At 74.2% G+C, this 6,941-nt stretch carries 8 protein-coding genes; all 8 read left to right on the top strand.

The annotated features are described in order from the left end of the window. Positions 1 to 634 (top strand): glycosyltransferase family 4 protein (locus ABZ794_RS33650; RefSeq protein WP_357519457.1); only part of this gene is annotated, 634 nt, incomplete at its 5' end. Continuing rightward, positions 631 to 1,449 (top strand): class I SAM-dependent methyltransferase, encoded by an 819-nt coding sequence (locus ABZ794_RS33655; RefSeq protein WP_357519459.1) that lies wholly within the window; start codon positions 631 to 633, stop codon positions 1,447 to 1,449. The genes ABZ794_RS33650 and ABZ794_RS33655, both read left to right, overlap by 4 nt. Positions 1,450 to 1,515: 66 nt before the next feature. Beyond that, positions 1,516 to 2,454, top strand: coding sequence for a lysylphosphatidylglycerol synthase transmembrane domain-containing protein (locus tag ABZ794_RS33660; RefSeq protein WP_238688715.1), 939 nt, complete (start codon positions 1,516 to 1,518; stop codon positions 2,452 to 2,454). Between the two features lie 58 nt (positions 2,455 to 2,512). Further along, positions 2,513 to 3,214 (top strand): GTP cyclohydrolase II, encoded by a 702-nt coding sequence (gene ribA, locus ABZ794_RS33665; protein WP_238688716.1) that lies wholly within the window; start codon positions 2,513 to 2,515, stop codon positions 3,212 to 3,214. Next, the gene (locus ABZ794_RS33670) at positions 3,211 to 3,939 is read left to right on the top strand and encodes a dihydrofolate reductase family protein (RefSeq protein WP_210786029.1); all 729 of its coding nucleotides are present in this window, start codon (positions 3,211 to 3,213) and stop codon (positions 3,937 to 3,939) included. Before ribA ends, ABZ794_RS33670 begins: the two co-directional genes overlap by 4 nt. A 122-nt stretch (positions 3,940 to 4,061) precedes the next feature. Continuing rightward, on the top strand, positions 4,062 to 4,613 hold the full coding sequence (locus ABZ794_RS33675) for a DinB family protein (protein WP_238688717.1): 552 nt from the start codon (positions 4,062 to 4,064) through the stop codon (positions 4,611 to 4,613). Positions 4,614 to 4,643: 30 nt separating this feature from the next. Further along, positions 4,644 to 5,456 (top strand): TetR/AcrR family transcriptional regulator, encoded by an 813-nt coding sequence (locus ABZ794_RS33680; protein WP_357519463.1) that lies wholly within the window; start codon positions 4,644 to 4,646, stop codon positions 5,454 to 5,456. 209 nt (positions 5,457 to 5,665) lie between these two features. After that, a partial coding sequence (locus tag ABZ794_RS33685) for an Hsp70 family protein (RefSeq protein ID WP_357519465.1) occupies positions 5,666 to 6,941 on the top strand: 1,276 nt, incomplete at its 3' end.

Below are 6,941 nucleotides of genomic sequence, written 5' to 3' on the forward strand. Positions count from 1 at the left end.
GGCCCTCGCCGGCCGGGTCCGGGCCGCGCCGCCGGGGGTGCGGCCCGCACCGCCCGCAGGCGGCTCGGTGGCCGGCGACCGGCTGCTCTGCGTCGCGGCGGTCACCCACCACAAGGGGTACGACGTGCTGGTCGACGCGTTGACCACGCTGGTCGGCCGGTCCTGGACGATGGTCTGCGCGGGCACGTTGACCCGGGAACCAGATCTCGTGCACCGGCTGCGCGACCGGTTGACCGGAGCGGGCCTCACCGGGCGGGTGCGGCTGGTCGGCCCGCTGACCGGCGCGGCGTTGGACGACGCGTACGCCGCCGCCGACCTGCTGGTGCTGCCGTCGAGAGGCGAGACGTACGGCATGGTCGTCACCGAGGCGCTGGCCCGCGGCCTGCCGGTGTTGACCACCGAGGTGGGTGGGCTGCCGGAGGCGCTCGGTCACGCGCCCGGCGGTGAGCGCCCGGGACTGCTGGTCCCACCCGGCGACCCGGCGGCGCTGGCCGCCGCGCTGATCCGCTGGCTGGACGACGACGCGCTGCGCGCCCGGCTGCGGCGTGCCGCTCTCGCCCGGCGCGACACCCTGACCGACTGGCCGGTGACCAGCGCGTTGCTGGCCGGCGTGCTGAAGGAGGTGGCGGAATGACCGCCGAGGAGACCCTGCCGTTCGCCGACTGGCTGCGGTTGCGTGAGCCGGCCGACGCGGCGGCGCGCGCCGAGGACCTGCTGGATGCCGTCCGGGTCCGGCTGACCGGGGACGCCCCGACGGTGATCCACGACCTGGGTAGCGGCACCGGGTCGATGAGTCGTTGGCTGGCCGCCCGGCTGCCCGGACCACAGCACTGGGTGCTGCACGACCGGGACGCCGACCTGCTGGCCCGGGCCGCCGAGGGCATGAGGGGAGTGACCGCCGCCGACGGCGCCCCGGTCACCGTCCACACCCGCTGCGGCGACCTCACCCGGTTGACCGCCGACGACCTGGCCGACGGTTCTCTGGTCACCGCGTCCGCGCTGCTGGACATGCTCACCGCGGAGGAGATCGAACGGGTGGCGACCGCCTGCGTCGGCCGGCCAGCCCTGTTCGCCATCTCGGTGACCGGGCGGGTCCGGTTCACCCCGGCCGACCCGCTCGACGAGGCGGTCGAGGCCGCGTTCAACGACCACCAGCGGCGTACCGTCGAGGGCCGGCGGCTGCTCGGCCCGGATGCCGTCGCCGCCACCGCCGCCGCGTTCGCCCGGCGCGGCGTCGACGTGCGGGAACGGCCCAGCCCGTGGCGTCTCGGCCCGGAGCAGGCCGACCTGACCGCCGAATGGTTCCGAGGATGGCTCGGGGCCGCCTGCGAGCAGCGCCCCGACCTGACCGGACCCGCCCAGGCGTACGCCCGCCGTCGGTTGGCTGACGCGGCGGCCGGCCGACTCACAGTGCTCGTCGAACACACTGACCTTCTCGCCGGTGGATGAACCGTTCACGCCCTGGGTACGTGCACTAGGGCAAGTGGACGATCTTCAAAGGGAGGGCCGGCGCCGATGTTCTGGGCCTGGGCACGAGTGGTCGGCGGGGTGGGTCTGCTCGCCGTCCTGCTGTGGCAGGTGGGCAGCGGCCCGTTCCTCGCCGGAGTACGACTGATCGACGCGTCAGCGTTGGCCGCGGCGCTGGCCATCGGGGTGCTCACCACGGTCTGCGCGGCGTGGCGGTGGAGTCTGGTGGCCGGCGGGCTCGGCGTACGCCTGCCGCTGGCGACCGCTGTGGCGCACTGCTACCGGGCCGTGTTCCTCAACGCCACACTGCCCGGCGGGGTGCTCGGCGACGTGCACCGGGCGGTACGCCACGGCCGCGATGCCGGTGACGTGAGCCGGGGCATCCGCGCGGTGGTCTGGGAGCGTGCCGCCGGGCAGGTGGTCCTGGTCGGGGTCGCGCTGGTGGTGCTCGCCGCCTTCCCGTCCCCGGTCCGGCCGTACCTGCCGGTCGCCGCCGCGCTGCTCGTCGCCGGCGGGCTGGCCGTCGTGCTGTTGGCCCGGGTCCTACCGAACGGTGGCGGATCGCGTTGGGCGACGGCACTGCGCACCGCAGTGGCGGACGTACGGTCGGGTCTGCTGGCGCGGCGCACCTGGTTCGGTGTGCTGGTCGCCTCGGCCGTGATGGTCGCCGGTCACCTGGCCACCTTCCTGGTGGCGGCGCGTACCGCCGGGTCGGACGCCCCGCTGTCGCGTCTGCTGCCGTTGACGTTGCTCGCCCTGCTCGCCATGGGCCTGCCGTTGAACGTGGCCGGCTTCGGGCCGCGCGAGGGGGTGGCGGCGTGGGTGTTCGGCGCGGCCGGCCTCAGCGCGGCCGAGGGCGTCGCCACCGCCACCGTCTACGGCGCACTGGTGCTGGTGGCCAGCCTGCCCGGGGCCGCCGTGTTGCTGGCCCGTCGGCGTCGAATCCCGGTCGCCGCCCGGGAAGCCGCCTCCGGCGGCGGATGTTGAGTCGGTTGTGAGACGGTACGCGTCGCCGGACGGCGGTGGCGCCGGACAAAGGAGTCCCATGCCCGAAGCATTGCCGGTTGCCACGATCCGCACGCAGGTCACGGTGCCGCTGGCGTTTCCGGATGGCTACACCACGACCGCCCGGGTGTTCACCTTCAAGGGCCTGGTGGACGGTCGGGAGCACCTGGCCCTCGGCCTCGGCGACTGGGCGGGCGCCCTGGACCGGCTCGCCGCCGGGGGAGCGGCTCCGCTGGTCCGTCCGCACAGCGAGTGCCTGACCGGCGACGTGTTCGGCAGCGAACGTTGCGACTGCGGGCCGCAACTGCGCGAGGCGGTGCAGCGGATCGCCGAGACCGGTGGTTTCCTGCTCTACCTGCGACAGGAGGGTCGTGGCATCGGCCTGTACGCCAAACTCGACGCGTACGCGTTGCAGGACGCCGGGTTGGACACCTACCAGGCCAACGTCGCGCTGGGCCGGGGCGAGGACGAGCGGGACTACACCGCCGCCGCGCAGATGCTGGCCACGTTGGGCGTGCCGCGGGTCCGACTGCTGAGCAGCAACCCGGACAAGGCCGAGCAGTTGACCCGGCTGGGCGTGGACGTGGCCGAACGGGTGCTCACCAGCGTCTTCCTCTCGCCGGCCAACGCCGACTACCTGGCGGCGAAGGCGGCCAAGGCGGCGGAGGTCGAGGCGGCCGAGGCGGTCGAGGCGGCGGATGTGCTCGCGGGTCGCGCTCCTGAGCGGCCCGTCTCCCGATGAGCTGGCGGCCGGGCCCGACGCGGCCGTACGTGCTGCTGAGTTGTGCCGCCTCCATCGACGGGTACATCGACGACGCCTCCGAGCAGCGGTTACTGCTGTCCAACGAGGAGGACCTGGACCGCGTCGACGCGGTCCGGGCCAGCTGCGATGCCATCCTGGTCGGCGCCGGCACCGTCCGACGAGACGACCCTCGGCTGCTGGTGCGCTCCCCGAGCCGCCGGGCCGAGCGGGTGGCGGCCGGTCGACCCGCCTCGCCCACCAAGGTCACCCTGACCGCCCAGGGAGACCTCGACCCGACCGCCCGCTTCTTCACCGCCGGTGATTCGGCCCGGCTCGTCTACTGCGCCACCGGCGCGTTGGAGAAGACCGAGGAGCGGGTCGGCCGACTGGCCACCGTGATCGACGCGGGTGAGCCCGTCGACCCGGGGTGGCTGCTGACCGACCTGGCCGCACGGGGCGTACAGCGGGTGATGGTGGAGGGCGGCGGGACGGTGCACGCCCAGTTCCTCGCCGCCGGTCTCGCCGACGAACTGCACCTGGTGGTCGCCCCGTTCTTCGTCGGTGACGGCCGGGCGCCCCGGTTCGTCGGAGAGGGTCGCTTCCCCTGGCACCCGGGCCGCCGCGCCCGCCTGGCCGAGGCCCGCCAGATCGGCGACGTGGTCCTGCTCCGCTACGCCCTCTCCGACCGCTGCCCCACCGCCGCCCCCGCCCGCCCTACCGGTTGATCATGGGATTGGCGGGTGATTCGATCTCTGTGGAACCCGCCAACCTCATGATCACCGCGAGTAGGTGGGTGGGTGGGGTTATTTTGTGGACGGCGGTGCCGGTGCCCCGACAGAATCTCCGGATGTCCGTAGCGCCCCTGGCCCTCCTGCGCTGGCAGTTCGACCTGACGTGGTCGCTGTTCGAGTACCACCTTGAGCGACTCGATCCCACGGACTTCCTCTGGGAACCGGCCCACCACTGCTGGTCGGTGCGGCAGAGCACCGACGGCACCTGGACCCCGGACTGGGCCGACACCGAACCCGACCCGGTCCCGGTGCCGACGATCGGCTGGCTCACCTGGCACGTCGGCTGGTGGTGGACCGTGGCGATGGACCATCTCCGGGGTGGATCAGCGCGGCAGCGCACGGCCGTTGTCTGGCCGGGCGCGGGCGAGCCGAGTGTCGCCTGGCTGCGTGGACTGCGCACCGAATGGCTGGCTCTGCTCGACCAGCTCGGTGACAGCGACCTCGACCGCCTCGCGACGTTTCCCTGGCCGGACGGGACCGACCACACCGTCACGCACACGATCGGTTGGGTCAACTCGGAGCTGATGAAGAACGTCGCGGAGATCGGTCAGCTCCGGCTGCTTCGCGCCGCCCGGGCCGATCGGGACGACCCGGCCGCTCGACCGTAGTGCCTTTCGTCACCCGAAACCGGAGGCGGCGTGCTCAGTGCCCGGTGTGTCGAGTGCGAGGCGGAACTGCCCGTCGGCGCCGGCCGGGGGCGCCCGCGCCGCTACTGCTCCCGGCGCTGCCAGGCCCGCGCGTACCGCAGGCGTCGTGAGCACGGCCCCACCAGCAACCCGCGTCGGATTCGGGACCTGCCCGCGCCGACCGGCGGCGACCCGCGCCACCGGTTGGTCGCCCTCGCGGTCGAGCTGGCGGACGCGGGCGGTCTGGACGCCGTCTCCCTGCGGGTCCTCGCCCAACGCGCCGGCCTGCCCGCCCACGCCGTGTACCGGCACGTCCGGAACCGGGCCGACCTCCTCGCCGCGATGGCCGAGCAGATCACCTCAACCCGTCCGCCCGGCACCGCGCCACTACCGCGCGATCCGCGCCGACGGCTCGAACGGTTGGCCGGGGACGAGTGGGCGATGTACCGCAGGTACCCCTGGCTGCTGGCCATCCTCGCCACTGACCGGCCGCCGACCGGGCCGGCGGTACTCGCCATGGTCGATCGGGTGGTGACGGCGTTCACCGGCGCCGGGTACGAACCGGCCGATGCGTTCCGCGCCTACCTGGCGCTCAGCGGCTACGTCCAGGGCATGGCCCTGCTCATCCGGCGTGACCCCGATGACACCACCTACCATGCCTGGTGGTTGGCGACCCGCACCCGGCTGGAGCGGACCGGCCGTACCCGGGACCGACAGTGGCTGGCCGAGGCCGGGCAGACCAGACCCGACGCCGACCTGGACACCTGGTTCCAGTTCGGCCTGCGTGGGCTGCTCGACGGCCTGTTGCACGGCCCCGCTCAGTAGGGAAGCCGGGGCCGGACGGCCCGGAGCAGTTCTACCTGAAACTCGGTTTCCAGCTGACCGGGGAGACCAGCGAGGACGAGGTGGTGGGCGTCCACTCCACCCGCTGACCGGAGGCAGTGGACCATCCCGGACCGAGTGATCAGCAGTGCGGCGGCGCCTGCGTACGATGCGGGGTCGAGTTCCCCTCGTCGCGGCGGAGGTATCGGGCAATGGCAGGCCAGCACGAGGGTTTCGCCCTCGGCATCGACCTCGGCACGTCCAACACTGTCGCGGTGCTGCGCTGGCCGGACGGGCGGACCCGTCCACTGCTGATGGACGGTCAACCGCTCAGTCCGTCCGCCGTCTACGCCGACCCGGACGGCACCCTGCACACCGGCTGGGACGCCCGCCGGTTGGCGCAGGCCGACCCGGCCCGGTTCGAGGCGAACCCGAAGCGTCGGGTGGACGAGCCGACAGTGCGGCTCGGCGACCGCGCGTACCCGCCGGCCGACCTGCTCGCCGCGGTGCTGGCGGCGGTCGGGCGGGCGGCCGTGGGCGCTGTGGGTTTCCTGCCGCCGGCCGTGGTCACCTGCCCGGCCGCCTGGGACGCGACGCGGCGGCAGGTCCTCGCCGACGCGCTGCTGCGGGCGGGCTGGCCGCAGGCGGTCGAGCACACCCTCGCCGGGCCGACACCGCCCGGCACCCGGCTGCTGCGGGAGCCGGTGGCCGCCGCCCGCTACTACACGCAGGTGCTGCACCGTCCGGTGCCGGTCGGCGGGGCGATCGCGGTGTTCGACTTCGGTGGCGGGACACTCGACGTCGCTGTGCTGCGCAACGAGGGCGCCGACCCCTGGGGTGACTCCGGCTTCAGCGTGGTCGCCGATGGCGGACTGCCCGACCTGGGCGGTCTGGACCTCGACGCCGCGCTGGTGCGGCGGGTCGGCGAGTTGGTCGGTGAGCGGCACGCCGCGCAGTGGGCCCGGCTCACCCGACCGGCGGATCCGGCGCAGCGCCGCGACCAGGTCCGGCTCACAGACGAGGTACGTGGTGCGAAGGAAACGCTGTCCCGGTCTACGGTCGCCCCGGTCGCGGTGCCGGGAGTGGCCGAGACGATCCAGCTGACCCGGGCGGACGTCGAGCGGGTGGCCACGCCGCTGCTGCGCCGGGCGGTGCAGCGGGCCCGGGAGGTCATCGCCGCCGCCGGGCTGCGCCCCGATCAGCTCGACGGGTTGTTCCTCGTGGGTGGGTCGTCACGAATCCCGCTGGTGGCCCGCATGCTGCACGCCGAGCTGGGGATCGCGCCGACGGTGCTGGACCAGCCCGAGTTGCCGGTGGCCGAGGGCGCCCTGACCGACCTGCCGCTGCGCAAGCCGCTACCCGTCCCGGCGTACGCGGGAGCGCCGCTCGCAGCACCCGCGCCGGCTCCGGTGAGCCCGCCCGCCCCGGCTGGAGCGCCCGCGCCGGTCGTACCGTCGCAGCCCTGGCCGGGATCCACCCCGCCGGCGG

Source organism: Micromonospora sp. NPDC047187 (genome assembly GCF_040643355.1).
GTDB lineage: Bacteria > Actinomycetota > Actinomycetes > Mycobacteriales > Micromonosporaceae > Micromonospora > Micromonospora salmantinae.

Excerpts from the sequence above, each read along its gene's own strand:
- ribA (WP_238688716.1), top strand. The coding sequence starts at position 2,513 with ATGCCCGAAGCATTGCCGGTTGCCACGATCCGCACGCAGGTCACGGTG.
- ABZ794_RS33660 (WP_238688715.1), top strand. The coding sequence starts at position 1,516 with ATGTTCTGGGCCTGGGCACGAGTGGTCGGCGGGGTGGGTCTGCTCGCC.
- ABZ794_RS33675 (WP_238688717.1), top strand. The coding sequence starts at position 4,062 with ATGTCCGTAGCGCCCCTGGCCCTCCTGCGCTGGCAGTTCGACCTGACG.
- ABZ794_RS33655 (WP_357519459.1), top strand. The coding sequence starts at position 631 with ATGACCGCCGAGGAGACCCTGCCGTTCGCCGACTGGCTGCGGTTGCGT.
- ABZ794_RS33670 (WP_210786029.1), top strand. The coding sequence starts at position 3,211 with ATGAGCTGGCGGCCGGGCCCGACGCGGCCGTACGTGCTGCTGAGTTGT.